Below are 16,636 nucleotides of genomic sequence, written 5' to 3' on the forward strand. Positions count from 1 at the left end.
ATCTCGTCCAGGGTGCGGGCCATGACGCGGATTTCGGACGGCGCGTTCATGGCCTGGACGGGACGCACCGAGAAGCGGCCCTTGGCGTAGATGGCGGCGACCCGCTCCAGATAATCCAGCCAGCGGATGAACAGCCGCTCCGACAGCAGCATCACCGCCGCGAAGGCCGTCAGCCAAGCGCCCAGCGGCAGCAGCAGGGCGCCGATCGGATTGAGGCGCGCCCACGACAGCAGGCCCGGCGACGGCGCAGAAATCAGCACATAGAGGTCGCCGCCCGCCAGCGCGGCCCCGGCGTAGTCGCGGCGGTGGCCCCGGCTGTCCCGGGCCTCGAACACCGCCGCCCCGTCGTTCCGCGCCCGCTGGACCCAGCCAGCCACGTCGCCGCCGCCGGAAAGTTCAAAGGCGCTCGCATCGCTGGCGGTCAGCAGGCGGCCGGCCCCGTCGGTCAGGGCCGTCTCCGATCCCTCGGGCAGGGCGCGGTCGCTGGTGTCGGGCTGCAGGGTGGCCAGGGGAATGACCGCCGCCATCGCGCCGTCGAACCGGCCCATCGGACGCTCGGCCCGGATGGCCACGATCAGCGCCGGCGGGTAGTCGGAATCGGCCGGGGCGCGCATGACGACCAGGTCCTCGCCGGCGCGCAGCCGGGCGAACCACCGCGAGGTCGCGGCAGGGGCGACGCCGGAACGGAAGCCTTCGGGGCGGCCGGAGGCGCAGACCGCATCTCCCGTCGCGCTGACGCGATAGAGACCTTCGTAGCCTTCAAGATCGCCGACCAACGCCGACAGGCGCGGGGTGCAATACGGGCCGAGCGCGGCGGGGCTCAGCGCGCGCAGCAGGACCTGCGCGCTGTCCAGTCGGGCCTTGGTCGACACCGACGACCGTTCCGCCGCCAGCTGCAGGTCGATGCGCCGCGCCTCGGCCTGCTGGCGGAAGTCGGCCTGGGTCTGGATCAGGCTCAGGATGAAGATCGGCAGCAGGGCCGCGGCCATCGCCAGGCCCATGCGGAAGCGGATGCCCTGAAGACGATCCGGCCGCCAGCCGAACCGTCGGGCGGGTGATCGCCCCGTCGTTCTGCTTTCGGCGGGCACCTGTCGTCAGTCCCGGGCGCCGCTCAGGCGATCCGCTTCCCCCAGAATGGTGCGCATGGCGTCGCCGGCGGCCTGGCCGTCACGGGCGTAGCCGCCGCGTTCCAGCGTGGCCAGCAGCGCACGGCGCGCGCGGCTGACGCGGCTCTTCACTGTGCCGACGGCGCAGCCGCAGATCTCGGCCGCCTCCTCGTAGGCGAAGCCCCCGGCCCCGACCAGGATCAAGGCTTCGCGCTGTTCTTCCGGCAGGGTCTTCAGCGCCTGGCGCAGTTCGTCCAGGGCGACGGGCGCCTCGGGGTCGTCGACCGCCACCAGCGTCCGTTCGGCCGCTTCCTGATCCAGCTGCGACTGGCGCCACGACCGGCGCTTTTCGGAATAGAACTGGTTGCGCAGGATCATGAAGGTCCAGGCCTTCATGTTGGTGCCCATCTGATAGCTGGCGCGCGCGTCCCACGCCTTCATCATGGCGTCCTGGGCCAGGTCGTCGGCCGCGGTCGGGTCGCCGGTCAGGGTGCGCGCGAAGGCGCGCAGATGCGGGATCAGGGCGACAAGCTGGGTCTTGAAGGCGTTGTCGTCGCTCGACGGCGGCTTGGGCGCCGCGCCCAGGCGAGAGGCGCTCATGCGCCACCTTCGTTCGAGCGGTTGTCCGCGCGCTTCAGAATGTCGAGGAATTCGTCGGGGACCGGCTCGTTGACGACTTCGTCGAACATATGCCGCAGCTTGACCCCGATGGCCTGCTGTCGAAGCCGGGCCTCTTCCAGACCGGCCGTCCCCGCCTTCTCATCGACCTTACGATGCGGGGATTCAGAAGAATTAGTCATAGACAGAACACCGCCCACCCAACCTGCAGTGCAGAAATGCAGCGTCGATAACGTCGCCCCACGTCGGCGGTTCCTGCCTTACCGCCATTTAATGCTCAAGCTTGTCCTTTCCAGCGGAACCGTGACGCCGCTGGCACGTTTCGTTCCGCTGTAGCGCCTCTCCTTGGGTTGGAGGGGCCATTAGTCGGGGAATTCCGGAATATGAGCCTTCTGGCCAGACTTGCGCCGCACCTGCCCTATGTCCGCCGCTACGCCCGCGCGCTGACCGGGGACCAGGCGACCGGCGACAACTATGTGCGCGTCGCGCTGGAGGCGCTGGCCGCCGGCGAACAACAGCTGTCGCCCGACATGACGCCGCGCGTCGCCCTGTATCATGTCTTCCACGCCATCTGGGTGTCGACCGGCGCCCAGCTGGAGGACGCCAGCGGGGTCGAGGCCCGCGACGACGCCTCGCGCCGCCTGCTGCGCATTGCGCCGCGCTCTCGTCAGGCCTTCCTGCTGACCGCGCTGGAGGGCTTCACCCCGTCCGAGGCCGCTCAGATCCTGTCGGCCGACCCGCGCGAGGTCGAGCGCCTGATCAGCGAGGCCCAATCCGACATCGACGCCGAACTGGCCACCGACGTGCTGGTGATCGAGGACGAGGCCATCATATCGGCCGACATCCAGAGCCTGGTGAAGGAACTGGGGCACCGGGTCACCGGCGCCGCCACCACCCACGACGAAGCCATCGACGCCGTGGCCCGCCACAAGCCCGGTCTGGTCCTGGCCGACATCCAGCTGGCCGACGGCTCGTCCGGCATCGACGCGGTCAAGGACATCCTCAAGAGCATGGACGTGCCGGTGATCTTCATCACCGCCTTCCCCGAACGCCTGCTGACCGGCGAACGGCCCGAGCCCACCTTCCTGATCACCAAGCCGTTCCAGCCGGAAACGGTGAAGGCGGCGATCAGCCAGGCGCTGTTCTTCCATCCGTCGCGGCAGAAGCAGGCGGCCTGATCGACGGCGCGATCCCAAGGAAAAGGCCCCCGGAGCGGACGCTCCGGGGGCCTTTCTCTTTGTTTGGTCGTCTTTAGTTGGACGGTTCGGTCGGCGCGTTGACGTTGGGCGCCTCGCCGGTGGGAACCGGTTGGGCCTCTCCGGTCGGGCCGGTGGGCGCGTCCGGCGTCGGCGCGGCGGCGCCTTCGCCCTGGAAGGCCTGGGCGTCCACCGCCTGGGCTCCATTGTTGGCGTTGGTCTGAGAGAAGCCGCCCTGGCTCACCAGCCACAGACCCAGCAGCAGAACGGCGGCGGCGCCGGCCGAGACGATCAGCAGCCACAGGATCCGAACGCCGGGCCTGCCCTGGCGGGTGTCGCGCGCGTCCACCGGATGGCCCTGGCCCTCGTTGGGGCGCGGGGCTTCGGGGGTTCGGTTGGGGTCGAGTTGAGTCATGTCAGGCCTCCCGCCTCTATTCCTTGGGTCCGAGATTGAACGCCGGTCAGGCTTGGCTGTTCCGGTGGCGCAAAAAACGTCCCGCCAGGCGGAACCCGCTTCGCCGGGCGCCGTTATCGGCCTGCGGAGGCGGCGACGCCCCCCGACTTGATCGGCCCCAAAACCGATCTGTCGCCTCCGCGCCTCATTCTCGATGATGCCACTCCCAAGGCGGTCCGCACGGACCGCCTTTTTCTTTTCTTGCGCGTCGCGTCTCGACGACGCCTGCGCCTGCGCTAGTATGCGTCCTGAAAAAAAACTCATGGGAGAGCAGGCATGGCCCGAACCAATCGTCAGTGGGTGTTGCGTCAACGGCCCAAGGGCGCGATCCAGGACGGCGACTTGGAACTGGTCGAGAGCGCCATCCCCGACCTGAAGGAATCGGAGGTTCTGGTCCGCACCGTCTATCTGTCGCTGGACCCGACCAACCGCACCTGGATGAACGACGCCGAAGGCTATCTGCCGCCGGTGGGTCTGGGCGACGTCATGCGGGGCCTGACCTTGGGCGTGGTCGAGGACAGCCGATCCGAGAAGTTCAAGGTCGGCGACGTCGTCATGCCGATCTCGGGCGGCTGGGCCGACTATGCGGTCGTGCCCGAGGCGGGCCTGCGTCCGGTCCACCACGCGCCGGGCCTGCCGCTGACGGCCAACATGTCGGTCCTGGGCATGACCGGGCTGACCGCCTATTTCGGCGTCACCGACGTGCTGAAGGCCAAGGCGGGCGAAACCCTGGTGATCTCGGCGGCGGCGGGCGCGGTCGGCTCGATCGCCGGCCAGGTGGCCAAGCAGCGCGGCTGCCGCGTCATCGGCATCGCCGGCGGCCCTGAGAAGTGCGCCTGGCTGACCGACGAACTCGGCTTCGACGCAGCGGTCGACTACAAGAACGAGGACGTGGGCGAAGCGCTCGATCGCCTGGCTCCGGACGGGATCGACCTGAATTTCGAGAACGTCGGCGGCGACATCATGATCGCCGTCTTCAATCGGCTGAAGGTCCACGGCCGCATGGCCGTCTGCGGCCTGGTCTCGTCCTACAACGCCACGCGCATGCCGCCGTCGCCGAACTTCGGCCGGATCATCACCCACCGCCTGAACATCCAGGGCTTCCTGGTGCTGGACTACGCCCCGCGCGCCAAGGAGATGGTCGCCGAGATGGGGCCGTGGCTGGCGGAAGGGAAGATCAAGTGGAAGGTCCACGTCGACGACGGGCTGGAAGGCGCCGTCTCTTCGCTGAACCGCTTGTTCACCGGCGATCACGACGGCAAGCTGCTGGTTCGCGTCTCCGAAGAACCGGCCTGAAGGATCGACCGCCCATGAGCGACCCGCTGCTCGTCCATTTCGAGGATCTGGAGGTGGGGCAGGTCGTTCCGCTGGGGGCCTGCGCGGTCGACCAGGGCGCGCTGGACGTCTTCGTCGAGCGGTTCCAGCCCGGCTGGGACGTCGCCTATGGCGCGCCGGACGCCCTGATCTATGTGCTGTGGAGCCGGCTGGCGGCCGACAAGGCGGCCGGCTGGGCCCAGACCAAGGTGCTGGCCGTGGACGGCCTTCGCTACATGCGCAATCCGCCGGCGGGCGAACTGCTGCGCGGGCGGATGACGGTGATGGGAAAGGATCCCGTGGGCGACGAGAAGGGCATCGTCATCGCCTCGCACGACCTTCTGGACGAAGGCGGTCGGCTGGTCTTCTCGGGCCTGACCCGCGCCCTGTTCTCGCGGCGCTGACGCCATGACCGACGAACTGGACGTGATGGCCCGCGAGGAGCTGGACGCCGCCTGCGCCCTGCCGTTCGCCGACATCCGCAAGGTCACGCCGTGGGGCGACAGCTTCACCGGCTTCGCCCCCTCGGGCCGCGAGGTCGAGGTGGAGCGTCGCTATCTGTGGGCGGTCGCCCCGGCCGGCGCCGTGGTGGTCGAGGTCGAGGTGCGCGATCCCGTCGCCCGCGCCGGCGCCGAGGCCAAGACCCTGCTTCTGGCCCCCGACTGAATTTCCGGCTAGGCCAGGGGCATGAAACTCGCCTCGCTCAAGCACGGCCGCGACGGCCGCCTCGTGGTCGTCTCCAGCGACCTTCACTGGTTCACCGACGCCTTCCTGATCGCGCCCACCTTGCAGGCGGCGCTGGACGATTGGGATCGTTGCGAGCCGCAGTTGCGCGCCCTGGCCGAAAGCCTGGAGCACGAGGCCGTGCCGCGCGGGCGCTTCCGCGAGCATGAGGCCGCCAGCCCCCTGCCGCGCGCCTATCAGTGGGCCGACGGCTCGGCCTATGTGAACCACGTCGAACTGGTGCGTAAGGCGCGCGGCGCCGAGATGCCCGACAGCTTCTGGACCGATCCGTTGATGTACCAGGGCGGCTCGGACGGCTTCCTGGCCCCGCGCCAGCCCATCCCCCTGGCCGACGAGGCCTGGGGCTGCGACCTGGAGGCGGAGGTCGTGGTCGTGACGGGCGACGTGCCCCAGGGCGCGACGCGGGAGGAGGCGCTGGCCGCCGTCCGCCTGGTCGGCCTGGTCAACGACGTCTCGCTCCGGAACCTGATCCCGGCCGAACTGGCCAAGGGTTTCGGCTTCGTCCAGTCCAAGCCCGCCAGCGCCCTGTCGCCTGTCCTGGTCACGCCGGACGCCCTGGGCGAACGCTGGAAGGACGGCAAGCTGCATGGCGAACTGACCGTCCAGCTGAACGGCCAGGATTTCGGCAAGGCGGACGCCGGGGTCGACATGACCTTCGACTTCGGGACGCTGATCGCGCATCTGGCCAAGACGCGCGCCCTGAGCGCCGGCACGATCATCGGCTCGGGCACGGTGTCGAACCGCGACGCCGACGGCGGTCCCGGTCGGCCGGTCGCCGAGGGCGGGCTGGGCTATTCCTGCATCGCCGAGGTCCGCACGGTGGAAACCCTGCTGCGCGGCAAGCCCGAGACGCCGTTCCTGGCCCACGGCGACACCGTGCGGATCGAGATGCTGGACGACCGCCGCCACTCGATCTTCGGCGCCATCGAACAGAGCGTGGAGCCGCTTTCGCGCGACGCCTGACACGTCTAGTCTGGTCCCGGCCTCAAGGGGGAGGCCGGGGAACCCGTCATGTCGCCGCAACAGTGGATACCGCTGGCCGTCGTTCCGGTCGTCCTGGTGCTGATCCTTTTGCGCAACCGCAGGCGACGCGTCCTGCGGCCGAACCTGCTGTGGGTCATGCCGGCGATCGTGGGTCCGCTGATCCTGCTGGGCGTGTGGGGCTCGACCCGCGCCGTCGGGGCCGCGCCCTTCGGCCTGGACGCCTGGGCCGTGCTGCTGGTCGGGGCGGTGCTGGGCGGCGTCGCCGGCTGGTGGCGCGGCAAGACCATCACCATCGAAAGGGAGCCTGACGGTTCGCTGCGGTCCCGGGCGTCGCCGCTGGGCCTGGTGCTGGTGGTCGCCCTGTTCGCCTTCCGCGGCGTCCTGCGCCCCCTGATCGAGAGTCACGCCGCCCAGTGGCATCTGAACGCCCTGGCCGTCACAGAGGCCTTTTTGATCTTCGCCCTGGCCCTGATCGTCCTTCAACGCGTCGAGATGTTCATCCGCGCCCGCCGCATCCTGGCCGGTCGGCCTGACGATCACATGGAAGTGGCGGCCTAGTCGGCGCTTTACGACGCCCGCGTCCGTGTGGCATGAGGCGGCCCAATGCGGGCGTGGTGAAATTGGTAGACGCGCCGGACTCAAAATCCGGTTCCGAAAGGAGTGTCGGTTCGACCCCGACCGCCCGCACCATCCTCCTCTTCGGTTGCGACCGCGCCTCCCTTGGCTTAAGCGCGCGCCATGAGCACCGAAGGCCCCCTCCGCCCCCTCGCCCGCAATCCGCGCGGTTTCGCCGACAAGCGCGGGCGCGACCTGTCCGCCGAGCGGCGCATCGTGCGTCAGGTGTCCGAGGTCTATGAGCGCTGGGGCTTCGAGCCGCTGGAGACGCCGGCCTTCGAATACGCCGACGCCCTGGGCAAGTTCCTGCCCGACGCCGACCGCCCCAACGAGGGCGTCTTCGCGCTTCAGGACGATGCGGGGTCCGACGAGCCGGGCGACTGGATGGCGCTGCGCTACGACCACACCGCGCCCCTGGCCCGCTTTGCGGCCCAGTCGTGGGAGACCCTGCCCAAGCCGTTCCGCCGCTACGCCTACGGACCGGTGTGGAGGAACGAGAAGCCGGGACCCGGGCGCTTTCGCGAATTCTGGCAGTGCGACGCCGACACCGTGGGGTCGGACCGGCCCGAGGCCGACGCCGAGATCATCGCCATGGCCTGTCAGGGCCTGCAGGCCGCCGGCCTGGCCGAGGGTCAGGCCCAGATCCGCGTGTCCAACCGCAAGCTGTTCGACGGCCTGTTCGACGCCGGCGGCGTTACCGAGGCGGGCCAGCGGCTGACGGCGCTGCGCGCCATCGACAAGTTCGACCGCCTGGGCTGGGACGGCGTGGTTCAGCTGCTGGGCGAAGGCCGGCTGGACGACTCGGGCGACTACACCAAGGGGGCGAACCTGCCGGCCAAGGTGACCGCCGCCATCGAGGCCTTTCTCGTCTCGGCCAATACGCCGGGCCTGACCCGCGCCGAGACCCTGGACGCCGTCGCCCGCTCGGGCGACCTGGGCGCGGCGGGGGAGGCGGCCCTGAACGAACTGGCCGCCATCGACCGGGCCCTGAACGCCATGTCGGTCGATCAGGCGGCGGTGACCTTCGATCCCACCATCGTGCGCGGGCTGGAGTATTACACCGGCGCGGTGTTCGAAGCCGAACTGCTGCTGGAGACGGCCGACGACAAGGGCCGGCCGGTCCGCTTCGGCTCGATCGGCGGCGGCGGCCGCTACGACGACCTGGTCGCCCGCTTCACCGGCCAGAGCGTGCCGGCCACCGGCTTCTCCTTCGGCGTGTCGCGCCTGGCCTCGGCCCTGCGCGCGGCCGGGCGGGGCGACGCCGACGCGGTGCGCGGTCCTGTGGTGGTCATCGTCTTTTCCGACGACGACATGGGGCATTATCTGTCCGCCGTGGCCGAACTGCGCGCCGCCGGGATCGCCGCCGAGCTCTATCTGGGCCGGGCTGGCATGAAGGCCCAGATGAAATACGCCGACCGGCGCGGGGCTCCCGCCGCCGTCATCCTGGGCGGAGACGAGATCGCGGCGGGCCAGGTGACCATCAAGGATCTGGACGCCGGCCGCGCCGCCGCCGCCGGGATCGCCGACAACGAAGCCTGGAAGGCCGAGCGTCCGGGCCAGATGGTGCTGCCCCGCGCCGAGCTGGTTTCCGCCATTCGTCGCATTATCGAATAAGCTTCGATAAATAACGCCGCCAGGGATGAGTTATCAGCGATAAGTCGACGAAAGTTCGATTTGCGGCGAAACCCTCGTTGACGAAGGCCCTGCGATGGCGTCAATTGGTCTCACTCGAGGACGAGCGGTGCTCAAGCACGCAGTTCTTGAAGGCGTTTCGGGGAGGAAACGTCGGCTCACAAGAGCCTCGGAAAGCCCGCTGCGACGTATCCCCCGCAGCGGGCTTTTTCGTGCCTGAAATCAGCCGTTTGTCCCGAACCGTCGCGCTTGCGCCGGACAGAAGAAAGGCCGGGGTCGCCCCCGGCCTTTCGCGATTCTCGAAGAAGCGTCGCCTTACCAGATGCGGACGCGATCCTCCGGGGCCAGATAATATTTGGCGCCCGGCTCCACGTCGAAGGCGTCGTACCAGGCGTCGACGTTGCGCAGCGGGCCGATGACGCGGAACTGCGCCGGCGAGTGCGGATCGGTCGCCACCTGCTGCTTCAGGGCCTCGTCGCGATACTTCGACTGCCAGACCTGGGCCCAGCCGTAGAAGAAGCGCTGGTCGCCGGTGGTCCCGTCCAGGACCGGCGCGGCCTGGCCGTTCAGCGACAAGTGATAGGCCTCCAGGCCCACCGCCACGCCCGAGGCGTCGCCGATGTTCTCGCCCATCGTCAGCCCGCCCTGCACGTGATAGCCGGGCAGGGGTTCGTACTGGTCGTACTGGGCGCCCAGGCGGGTGGTCAGGGCCTCGAAATTGGCCTTGTCCTCGGCCGTCCACCAGTTGCGCAGCACGCCGTCGCCGTCGGACTTGGAGCCCTGGTCGTCGAAGCCGTGGCCGATCTCGTGGCCGATCACGCCGCCGATGCCGCCATAGTTCACCGCCGGGTCCGCATCCGGGTCGAAGAAGGGCGGCTGCAGGATGGCGGCCGGGAAGACGATCTCGTTGTTGGCCGAGTTGTAGTAGGCGTTCACCGTCTGCGGGGTCATGCCCCACTCGGACTTGTCGACGGGCTCGTCCAGACGCGACAGGTCGTAGTTCCACTCGAACAGGCCCTTGCGCTCGGCGTTGCCGACCAGGTCGTCGGCGCGGACCTCCAGGCCGGAATAGTCACGCCACTTGTCGGGGTAGCCGATCTTGACGGTGAACTTCGTCAGCTTCTCCTGCGCCGCCGCCTTGGTCTCGGCGCCCATCCAGCTCAGCCCGTCGATGCGATGCGACAGGGCGGTGCGCAGATTGGCGACCAGCTGCTCCATCTTGGCCTTGGACTCGGCCGGGAAATATTCGCCCACATAGAGCCGGCCCGTGGCCTCGCCCAGGGCGTTCTCGGCGAAGGAGATGGCGCGCTTTTCGCGGCTGCGCTGCTCGGGCTGGCCCGACAGGTCGCGCGAGCGGAAGGCCCATTGCGCGTCGGAAAAGCGCTTGGACAGGAAGGGCGCCATGTCGTCGGCGGTGTGGAAGGCCTCCCACGCCTGCAGCAGGTCGACCGGCGTCTCCGCGTACAAGGCCGCGATCTTGGGCATGGCCGTGTCCTGGCGCACGATCAGGCGCGGCACGCCGCCCAGTTCGGCGGAATCGAAATAGGCCTGCCAGTCGAAGCCCGGCGCGTCGGCGGCCAGGCGGGCTATGGTGTATTCGTTGTAGGTCTCGTCGCGGTTGCGGTTCTGGATCGGGCTCCAGTGCGCCTCGGCGATCTGGGTCTCCAGGGCCACGATGGCGGCGGCGGTCTCGGCCGGGTTCGCCCAGCCGATCATGCCCAGCATGTCGGCGACATAGGCCTGGTACTTCTCTTTCTTGTCGGCGTAGCGCGCGTCCAGATAATAGTCGCGGTTGGGCAGGCCGATGCCCGACTGGCCGGTCGAGACGACGTAGCGGGTCGGCTGCTTGGCGTCGATGGTGATGCCGGTGCCGAAGAAGGAGCCGCCGAACCGGCCGACGGTCTGACCCATGTAGGCGGCCAGCCTCTCATGGCTGTCGGCCGCGCGGATGGCCGCCAGATAGGGCTGCAGCGGCTGGGCGTCCAACTGCTCGATGCGGGCCTCGTCCATATAGGCGCGGTAGGCGTCGGCGATCTTGGCCTCGTCCGACCCGGGCGCCAGGTCGGTGCGGCCCGCCAGGCCCGTGACCAGCTCCTTCATCCGGTTGTCCGACAGTTCGCGCAGCAGGGCGAACGAGCCGTAGCTGGTGCGGTCCGACGGGATGATCAGCTTGTCGATCGCCGCGCCGTTGGCGTAGCGGAAGAAGTCGTCGCCCGGCGCCACGGCGGTGTCGCGCCCGGCCAGGTCGAAGCCCCATGTCCCGTACTTGGGCGCCTCGGTTCCCTGCCAGCCGGCGGCGGTTTCCTCGCCCGAGAACAGCGAGACGATGGCGCAGCTCTCGTCCAGGCAGGCGTGGTCGTGTCCGACGTCCTGCGCCAGTGCGGCGGTGGCGGGCAGCAGAAGGGCGCCCGCGGCGACCCCGATGAGCAGACGTTTCATACTTCGATCCTCGATCCCGACCCAGAGGCGGCCGGGCGGCGCGGACCCTAGACCGGGCAAGGGGCCTGTCGCCTTAAAAAAAGTTCATGAAAGCGCGCCGCCCTCTCGCCAGACGGCGCGCGGCGCCTTCTGATATGCAGTGGGACGGAGGGCGAATGACCAACGGGCACGGCGGCGGCGAATACAAGGACCTGGTGGTCTTCCTGGCGGCCGCGGGCGTCATGGTGCCGCTGGTCAACCGCCTGAAGATCAGCCCGATCCTGGGGTTCCTGGCGGCCGGCGTCCTGCTGGGGCCGGACGGGCTGGCGCGCTTCTCCGGCGCCCTGCCGTGGCTGTCCTGGGCCACGATCAGCGATCCGGGCCAGCTGGCGCAGCTGTCCGAACTGGGCGTGGCCTTCCTTCTGTTCATGATCGGGCTGGAGCTGTCGTGGGAACGGCTGCGCGCCCTGCGCCGCCTGGTGTTCGGCCTGGGGCTGATGCAGGTCGTCGCCTGCACCGTCGTGCTGGCCGCCCTGTTCATGCTGACGGGACAGCCCTTGGCCGGGGCGGTGGTGCTGGGGATGGGCCTGGCCCTGTCGTCGACCGCCGTCGTGATGCCGGTGCTGGCCGAGCGCGGGCGCCTGAAGGGGGTGGTCGGCCGCTCGACCTTCGCCGTGCTGCTGGCCCAGGACCTGTCGGTCGCGCCGATCCTGATCACCGTCACCGTTCTGGCCGCCCTGGCGCAGAACGCCGGCCTGGGCGGAAGCGTCCTGGAACCGGCCGTCCTGGGCCGCGCCCTGCTGACCCTGGTTCCCGCCGCGATCGGCCTTGGGCTGCTGGTGCTGCTGGGCCGGATCGTGCTGCGGCCCATGTTCCGTTCGGTCGCCCGCGCCCGGAAGGCCGACCAGGGCGGAGAGCTGTTCGTCGCCGCCAGCCTGCTGGTGGTCATCGGCGCCGGCCTGGCGGCCCAGGCCGCCGGCCTGTCGATGAGCCTGGGCGCCCTGGTCGCCGGCGTGCTGCTGGCCGAGACCGAGTTCCGGCGCGAGGTCGAGGTCTCGATCGAGCCGTTCAAGGGCCTGCTGCTGGGCGTCTTCTTCGTCGGGGTCGGCCTGGGACTGGACCTGGACGCGGTGGCGGCGAACCCGGTCGGCGTGTTCGGCCTGGCGATCGCCATCGTGGCGATCAAGGCCGCCATCGTCTTCGGCCTGGCGCGGCTGTGGGGGCTGGCCTGGCGCCCCGCGCTGGAGACGGCCCTGGTCCTGGCCCCGGCGGGCGAGTTCGCCTTCGTCGTCTTCGCCACGGGCCTGGTCGAGGGGGTGGCCTCGCCGGGGATCACGGCCGCCGTCGCCCTGTCGGCCACGATCAGCATCTTCTCCATTCCCTTTCTGGCGCTCCTCGGTCAACAATTGACCCGCCCCGCCGCCGGCGCGCCCGAGGGGCTGCCGCCCGAGATGGCCGACGCCGCCCCCGATCCGGGCGAGGGGGCGACCGTCATCGTCGGCTTCGGCCGCGTCGGGCGGCTGATCGGCGAGATGCTGCGCGAGCACGGCCAGCCCTTCATCGCCGTGGACGCCGATCCGGCCACGGTGGCGGCGGGCCGCCGGGCGGGCTTCGACGTCTTCTACGGCGACGCCGGCCGGGCCGAGATGCTGCTGCGCTGCGGCGTCATGACCACCCGCGCCCTTGTGGTGACGATGGATTCCCCGGCCAAGGTCGACGAGGTCGTCCGCGTCGCACGGCCTTTGCGCGAGGACCTGACCCTGATCGCGCGCGCGCGCGACGACCAGCACGCGGCGCGCCTTTATGCGTTGGGCGTCACCGACGCCGTGCCGGAAACCACCGAGGCCAGCCTGCAGCTGGCCGAGAACACCCTGGTCGACCTGGGCGTGCCTATGGGCCTGGTCCTGGCCTCGATCCACGAACGGCGCGACCAGTTCCGCCGCGCCTTCCAGGCCGCCACCCCGGAGTCCCGCCGCCATCGTCCGATGCGCGCGCTCAGGAACAGCCCGCTTAACCATAGGCGGCCTTCGCCTACAGACCAGACTACGTAGTTATACGAGCAGCCCTGTCCGTGACCCATTTTTGTCATGGTTCCGTGGTCGAAGCCCTGCCTTCTGTATTCATCGCATCGGCGGAGATTGCAGCGCCCGTTCGCCCCGGATCGCGCCGATCCCCTTCAGTCAACTTCGTCTCGTCCCCGCGGGTTCGAAGTCCTTCGTAGAGTACACGCCCCCGTTCATGACCGATTCCATCGCCGCCTCCCCCGAGCCCCGTCTGAACCGTCGCCAGGCCGCCAAGATCCGCACCCGCCAGAAGGTGCTGGAGGCGGCCCGCTCGCTCTTCGCCGAGCGCGGCTATGAGCCGGCCACGATCCGCGACATCGCCAAGGGAGCCGGAATGTCGACCGGCGCGGTCTTCGCCAACTTCCAGGACAAGGCCGAGCTGTTCGAGGCGGTCCTGACCGAGGACATGACGCGCCTGGCCGAGGTGGTCGAGGCGGGCGCCCCGCAAGGCGAGCCGGTGCGCGACCGCCTGGTGGCCGCGCTCAGCGCCGGCTACCACTCGTCGCTGGACCAGCTGCCGCTGTTCCAGGCCATCGTCGCCCGGTCCTGGTTCCAGCCCCTGGCGGCCGAGATGCGCGCCCGAACCGCCACCAAGAAGCTGCAGCTGGCCATCGGCGCCATCCTCCAGGACGCCGTTTCGCGCGGCGAGATCGCCCAGGCCGCCGACCTGCGCCTGCTGGTCGAGCTGATCTGGGACGCCTATCTGTCCAACTATCGCCGCGCCGCCTACGACAACTGGGACGCCCAGGCCCTGTCGGATCATATCGCGCGCCAGATCGACGTGATCCTGGCCGGCGCCCTGGTCGCGCGCTGAGATCGGCGTCCGTCGCGACTGGAAAGGCCCCGCTTCGGCGGGGCTTTTTCTTTGCGCGCGTCTTGTCCGTCCCGGCGAAGCGCTGCAGAGAGCCGTCAGGGCCGATTCGTCCGAATTCGCCCCGAAAACGCGGCAAATCGCGTTGACTCTGCGACCGCCTTCCGTATATGTCGCCGCTCTTCGCCCGCGGGGGTCACCCGGCGGGCGCACTCTTTTTTGCGTTTGCGCTGAGGCTTCAACATGTACGCGGTGATCAAGACCGGCGGCAAGCAGTACCGGGTCCAACCGGGCGACACCATCGTCGTCGAAAAGCTCGACGGCGACGCCGGCGCCGAGCTGAAGTTCGACAGCGTCCTGATGCTGGGCGGCGACAAGGGCGTGACCCTGGGCGCCCCGCTGATCGACGGCGCCTTCGTCGGCGCGACCCTGATCGAGACCCGCAAGGGCGAGAAGGTCAAGATCTTCAAGAAGACCCGCCGTCAGGGCTATCGCCGCACGAACGGCCATCGCCAGATGGAATCGGTGCTGCGCATCACCGGCATCGAAGGCGCCGGCGAGACCGCCAAGTGGGACGGCAAGATCGACCTGCTGACCAAGGCCGAGATCGACCTGCGCGCGCGTGGCCTGGCCACTCGCGGAGCGACCTCCTCGATCGGGTCGACCGAAACGGTCGTGACCGAGGCCGAAGGCGCCGACGTCAAGGGCGCCGTGGTCGAGAGCTCGGCTCCCGCCAAGAAGGCCCCGGCCAAGAAGAAGGCTCCCGCCAAGAAGGCCGAAGCGGCCGGCGACGAAGCCTGAGACATTCACCGGCGCTTCACCCGCGCCATATGATATGAGGAGCGTCCTCAAGTAGGCCGAACGGCCGGTAGGACGCTAAGAAAGAGCGGAGCGATACGATGGCTCACAAGAAATCCGGCGGTTCGTCGCGCAACGGTCGCGACTCCGAGTCCAAGCGCCTCGGCGTGAAGAAGTTCGGCGGCGAGCGCGTGCTGGCCGGCAACATCATTGTGCGTCAGCGCGGCACCACCTTCCACCCGGGTGAGAACATCGGCATGGGCCGTGACCACACCCTGTTCGCCCTTACCCCGGGCGCCGTGAAATTCACCACCAAGCGTGGCGGCCGTTGTTACGTGTCCGTACTTGCGGCCAACGACGACGCTCAGGCCATGGCCGCCGAGTAACGCCATCTGGAAAGCCCGGATCGCGTTGCTCCACCAGCAGCCGATCCGGACCAGGGAAATTTTCCGCGGGGAGTCTGGATCACCAGGCTCCCCGTTTGCGTTTCCCCGCCTCGAAGACCGTCCGAGCCCTCCAAGGAGATGGTCGAGAGAATGAGGCGATCGCCATGTGCGTCATTGAAACCTCCCCCGTCGTCGAGACGCGGCGCCTGACGCTGCGTGCGCCCGCGCCCCAGGATGCGCCGCGCATCGCCGCCCTGGCCAACGACATCGACATCGCCCGCATGACCAAGCGGATGCCGCACCCCTTCCATGTGAAGCACGCCGAGGACTTCGTCCTGCAGGTCGCCGCCCAGGACCCCGCCCGCGCCAGTACCTTCGTCATCGAGCACGAGGACCAGGGCCCGGTCGGCGTGATCGGACTGTTCGAGGGCGAGGACCGGGTGCCCGAGACGGGCTACTGGATCGGGCGCGAGTTCTGGGGCCGGGGCTTCGCCACCGAGGCCCTGGAAGGCGCCCTGGTCTGGGCCAGCCGCAAGTGGCGCCGGCGCGCCCTGGTCGCCGGCCACTTCGCCGACAATCCGGCGTCGGGGCGGGTGCTGGAAAAGGCCGGCTTCCTCTACACCGGCGAGACCCGCCGCGCGTTCAGCCTGGCGCGCCGGGCCGATGCGGACACCCGCATGATGGTGTGGATGGCCTGACGGGCGTCAGGGCGCGCCCGACGCCGGGCCGCCCGGCTCGTCCTGTTCGCCGTCCACGTCGCGGTCGACCCGCCCGCGACCGCGGCCCTCTATCCCCATCGACAGGGCGAACAGGGCGCCGGCGAAGACCATGGCCAGGACGATCAGCAGGATCAGGTTCATGCGATGGCAACGCCCGAGGGAGCGATCAGTTCGAGGTCACGTCCGGCGGGGTCGCCATCTGCCCGCCCAGGCGGGTGAAGGCCTCCTTCATCTCCGGGCCGAAGGCGCTGAGGCAGATAATGAGGGCCGCGCCCATCAACCCGACCAGAAGGCCGTATTCGATGGCGGTCGCGCCGGACTGGTCGCGGCGGAAACGTTGGATAAGCGCGGTCATGCCGGCTCGCCTCCTCGGGCGCGAAGCCCGTGCGGGTCGATCGGCCGACGGGCCGGTCCCGTGAATTGAAAGAAGGCCGGGACGAAACGCCCCGGCCTTCTCCGACTTGACGTCAGGCGTCAGGATCAGCCGCCGGTGATGTCGTCGGTGCCGGTCATGCTGTCGCCGATGCCTTCGAAGGCGGTCTTCATCTGCGGGCCGAAGGCCGTCAAGCAGGTGATGATGGCGACGGCCATCAGGGCGGCGATCAGGCCGTATTCGATGGCGGTGGCGCCGGACTCGTCCTTGACGAAACGCGAAACGAACTTGGTCATGGTAATCCCTTTTCGATTTTGATCTGCGAGCAACTGGCGGGGGGAGCCGGCAGCCCGCTTGACCCCCAAAACGCAGGATCAAAATGCCCGACAGCTGTTAAAGTCGGGT

The 16,636-nt window shown here is 69.2% G+C and carries 20 protein-coding genes and 1 tRNA gene; 13 read left to right on the forward strand and 8 right to left on the reverse strand.

Features of this window, described 5'->3' with window-relative positions:
• From B2U11_RS15075 to B2U11_RS15085, 3 genes are all read right to left on the reverse strand, one after another.
• Positions 1-1,088, reverse strand: a 1,088-nt coding sequence (locus tag B2U11_RS15075) for a cache domain-containing protein (RefSeq protein ID WP_292072948.1), incomplete at its 3' end; no start/stop codon positions are given.
• Between the two features lie 6 nt (positions 1,089-1,094).
• Entirely contained in the window at positions 1,095-1,706 is a 612-nt protein-coding gene (locus B2U11_RS15080; protein WP_249751811.1) for a sigma-70 family RNA polymerase sigma factor, read from the reverse strand.
• Positions 1,703-1,906 (reverse strand): NepR family anti-sigma factor, encoded by a 204-nt coding sequence (locus B2U11_RS15085; protein ID WP_414632977.1) that lies wholly within the window; start codon positions 1,904-1,906, stop codon positions 1,703-1,705. Before B2U11_RS15085 ends, B2U11_RS15080 begins: the two co-directional genes overlap by 4 nt.
• 201 nt (positions 1,907-2,107) lie before the next feature.
• On the opposite strand from B2U11_RS15085, the gene B2U11_RS15090 reads away from it, so the two are divergent.
• A complete protein-coding gene (locus B2U11_RS15090; RefSeq protein WP_292072950.1) occupies positions 2,108-2,902 on the forward strand; it encodes a response regulator in 795 nt (264 codons plus the stop codon).
• A 73-nt stretch (positions 2,903-2,975) separates the two neighbouring features.
• On the opposite strand, the gene B2U11_RS15095 is transcribed toward B2U11_RS15090, so the two are convergent.
• Positions 2,976-3,335, reverse strand: a complete 360-nt coding sequence (locus B2U11_RS15095; protein WP_292072951.1) for a hypothetical protein — start codon at positions 3,333-3,335, stop codon at positions 2,976-2,978.
• A gap of 315 nt (positions 3,336-3,650) precedes the next feature.
• Here B2U11_RS15095 and B2U11_RS15100 point away from each other — a divergent pair, with 315 nt between their 5' ends.
• The 7 genes from B2U11_RS15100 to hisS all read left to right on the forward strand — a co-directional run bounded on the left by B2U11_RS15100 (position 3,651) and on the right by hisS (position 8,645).
• Positions 3,651-4,670, forward strand: coding sequence for an NADP-dependent oxidoreductase (locus B2U11_RS15100; protein WP_292072953.1), 1,020 nt, complete (start codon positions 3,651-3,653; stop codon positions 4,668-4,670).
• Between the two features lie 14 nt (positions 4,671-4,684).
• Positions 4,685-5,092 (forward strand): acyl dehydratase, encoded by a 408-nt coding sequence (locus tag B2U11_RS15105; protein WP_292072955.1) that lies wholly within the window; start codon positions 4,685-4,687, stop codon positions 5,090-5,092.
• 4 nt (positions 5,093-5,096) lie between these two features.
• Complete coding sequence (locus B2U11_RS15110; protein ID WP_292072957.1) at positions 5,097-5,354, forward strand: hypothetical protein; 258 nt, start codon at positions 5,097-5,099, stop codon at positions 5,352-5,354.
• Between the two features lie 21 nt (positions 5,355-5,375).
• Positions 5,376-6,395, forward strand: a complete 1,020-nt coding sequence (locus B2U11_RS15115; protein ID WP_292072959.1) for a fumarylacetoacetate hydrolase family protein — start codon at positions 5,376-5,378, stop codon at positions 6,393-6,395.
• 48 nt (positions 6,396-6,443) lie between these two features.
• Complete coding sequence (locus B2U11_RS15120) at positions 6,444-6,974, forward strand: CcdC protein domain-containing protein (protein WP_292072961.1); 531 nt, start codon at positions 6,444-6,446, stop codon at positions 6,972-6,974.
• 47 nt (positions 6,975-7,021) lie between these two features.
• Positions 7,022-7,106, forward strand: a tRNA-Leu gene (locus B2U11_RS15125).
• 48 nt (positions 7,107-7,154) lie between these two features.
• Entirely contained in the window at positions 7,155-8,645 is a 1,491-nt protein-coding gene (hisS, locus tag B2U11_RS15130) for a histidine--tRNA ligase (protein WP_292072962.1), read from the forward strand.
• Between the two features lie 333 nt (positions 8,646-8,978).
• Here hisS and B2U11_RS15135 read toward each other — a convergent pair whose 3' ends face one another.
• Complete coding sequence (locus B2U11_RS15135; RefSeq protein ID WP_292072963.1) at positions 8,979-11,102, reverse strand: M13 family metallopeptidase; 2,124 nt, start codon at positions 11,100-11,102, stop codon at positions 8,979-8,981.
• Between the two features lie 155 nt (positions 11,103-11,257).
• Here B2U11_RS15135 and B2U11_RS15140 point away from each other — a divergent pair, with 155 nt between their 5' ends.
• The 5 genes from B2U11_RS15140 (at position 11,258) to B2U11_RS15160 (ending at position 15,837) form a co-directional block, all read left to right on the forward strand.
• A complete protein-coding gene (locus B2U11_RS15140) occupies positions 11,258-13,132 on the forward strand; it encodes a cation:proton antiporter (protein WP_292072964.1) in 1,875 nt (624 codons plus the stop codon).
• Between the two features lie 187 nt (positions 13,133-13,319).
• Complete coding sequence (locus tag B2U11_RS15145; protein WP_292072965.1) at positions 13,320-13,958, forward strand: TetR/AcrR family transcriptional regulator; 639 nt, start codon at positions 13,320-13,322, stop codon at positions 13,956-13,958.
• Between the two features lie 240 nt (positions 13,959-14,198).
• A complete protein-coding gene (gene rplU / locus B2U11_RS15150) occupies positions 14,199-14,756 on the forward strand; it encodes a 50S ribosomal protein L21 (RefSeq protein WP_292072967.1) in 558 nt (185 codons plus the stop codon).
• A 98-nt stretch (positions 14,757-14,854) separates the two neighbouring features.
• Entirely contained in the window at positions 14,855-15,139 is a 285-nt protein-coding gene (rpmA, locus tag B2U11_RS15155) for a 50S ribosomal protein L27 (protein WP_250201918.1), read from the forward strand.
• Positions 15,140-15,303: 164 nt separating this feature from the next.
• Complete coding sequence (locus B2U11_RS15160; protein WP_292072969.1) at positions 15,304-15,837, forward strand: GNAT family N-acetyltransferase; 534 nt, start codon at positions 15,304-15,306, stop codon at positions 15,835-15,837.
• 6 nt (positions 15,838-15,843) lie between these two features.
• Here the strand turns inward: B2U11_RS15160 and B2U11_RS15165 are convergent, their stop codons facing one another.
• The 3 genes from B2U11_RS15165 to B2U11_RS15175 form a co-directional block, all read right to left on the reverse strand.
• A complete protein-coding gene (locus B2U11_RS15165) occupies positions 15,844-15,999 on the reverse strand; it encodes a hypothetical protein (protein ID WP_292072970.1) in 156 nt (51 codons plus the stop codon).
• A gap of 25 nt (positions 16,000-16,024) precedes the next feature.
• Positions 16,025-16,213, reverse strand: coding sequence for a Flp family type IVb pilin (locus tag B2U11_RS15170; RefSeq protein WP_292072973.1), 189 nt, complete (start codon positions 16,211-16,213; stop codon positions 16,025-16,027).
• Positions 16,214-16,338: 125 nt separating this feature from the next.
• On the reverse strand, positions 16,339-16,527 hold the full coding sequence (locus B2U11_RS15175; RefSeq protein WP_292072974.1) for a Flp family type IVb pilin: 189 nt from the start codon (positions 16,525-16,527) through the stop codon (positions 16,339-16,341).
• Positions 16,528-16,636: the final 109 nt, after the last annotated feature.

This window comes from Brevundimonas sp. UBA7534 (assembly GCF_002479325.1).
Classification (GTDB): domain Bacteria; phylum Pseudomonadota; class Alphaproteobacteria; order Caulobacterales; family Caulobacteraceae; genus Brevundimonas.

Excerpts from the sequence above, each read along its gene's own strand:
- B2U11_RS15080 (WP_249751811.1), bottom strand. The coding sequence starts at position 1,706 with ATGAGCGCCTCTCGCCTGGGCGCGGCGCCCAAGCCGCCGTCGAGCGAC.
- B2U11_RS15085 (WP_414632977.1), bottom strand. The coding sequence starts at position 1,906 with ATGACTAATTCTTCTGAATCCCCGCATCGTAAGGTCGATGAGAAGGCG.
- B2U11_RS15090 (WP_292072950.1), top strand. The coding sequence starts at position 2,108 with ATGAGCCTTCTGGCCAGACTTGCGCCGCACCTGCCCTATGTCCGCCGC.
- B2U11_RS15095 (WP_292072951.1), bottom strand. The coding sequence starts at position 3,335 with ATGACTCAACTCGACCCCAACCGAACCCCCGAAGCCCCGCGCCCCAAC.
- B2U11_RS15100 (WP_292072953.1), top strand. The coding sequence starts at position 3,651 with ATGGCCCGAACCAATCGTCAGTGGGTGTTGCGTCAACGGCCCAAGGGC.
- B2U11_RS15105 (WP_292072955.1), top strand. The coding sequence starts at position 4,685 with ATGAGCGACCCGCTGCTCGTCCATTTCGAGGATCTGGAGGTGGGGCAG.
- B2U11_RS15110 (WP_292072957.1), top strand. The coding sequence starts at position 5,097 with ATGACCGACGAACTGGACGTGATGGCCCGCGAGGAGCTGGACGCCGCC.
- B2U11_RS15115 (WP_292072959.1), top strand. The coding sequence starts at position 5,376 with ATGAAACTCGCCTCGCTCAAGCACGGCCGCGACGGCCGCCTCGTGGTC.
- B2U11_RS15120 (WP_292072961.1), top strand. The coding sequence starts at position 6,444 with ATGTCGCCGCAACAGTGGATACCGCTGGCCGTCGTTCCGGTCGTCCTG.
- hisS (WP_292072962.1), top strand. The coding sequence starts at position 7,155 with ATGAGCACCGAAGGCCCCCTCCGCCCCCTCGCCCGCAATCCGCGCGGT.
- B2U11_RS15135 (WP_292072963.1), bottom strand. The coding sequence starts at position 11,102 with ATGAAACGTCTGCTCATCGGGGTCGCCGCGGGCGCCCTTCTGCTGCCC.
- B2U11_RS15140 (WP_292072964.1), top strand. The coding sequence starts at position 11,258 with ATGACCAACGGGCACGGCGGCGGCGAATACAAGGACCTGGTGGTCTTC.
- B2U11_RS15145 (WP_292072965.1), top strand. The coding sequence starts at position 13,320 with ATGACCGATTCCATCGCCGCCTCCCCCGAGCCCCGTCTGAACCGTCGC.
- rplU (WP_292072967.1), top strand. The coding sequence starts at position 14,199 with ATGTACGCGGTGATCAAGACCGGCGGCAAGCAGTACCGGGTCCAACCG.
- rpmA (WP_250201918.1), top strand. The coding sequence starts at position 14,855 with ATGGCTCACAAGAAATCCGGCGGTTCGTCGCGCAACGGTCGCGACTCC.
- B2U11_RS15160 (WP_292072969.1), top strand. The coding sequence starts at position 15,304 with ATGTGCGTCATTGAAACCTCCCCCGTCGTCGAGACGCGGCGCCTGACG.
- B2U11_RS15165 (WP_292072970.1), bottom strand. The coding sequence starts at position 15,999 with ATGAACCTGATCCTGCTGATCGTCCTGGCCATGGTCTTCGCCGGCGCC.
- B2U11_RS15170 (WP_292072973.1), bottom strand. The coding sequence starts at position 16,213 with ATGACCGCGCTTATCCAACGTTTCCGCCGCGACCAGTCCGGCGCGACC.
- B2U11_RS15175 (WP_292072974.1), bottom strand. The coding sequence starts at position 16,527 with ATGACCAAGTTCGTTTCGCGTTTCGTCAAGGACGAGTCCGGCGCCACC.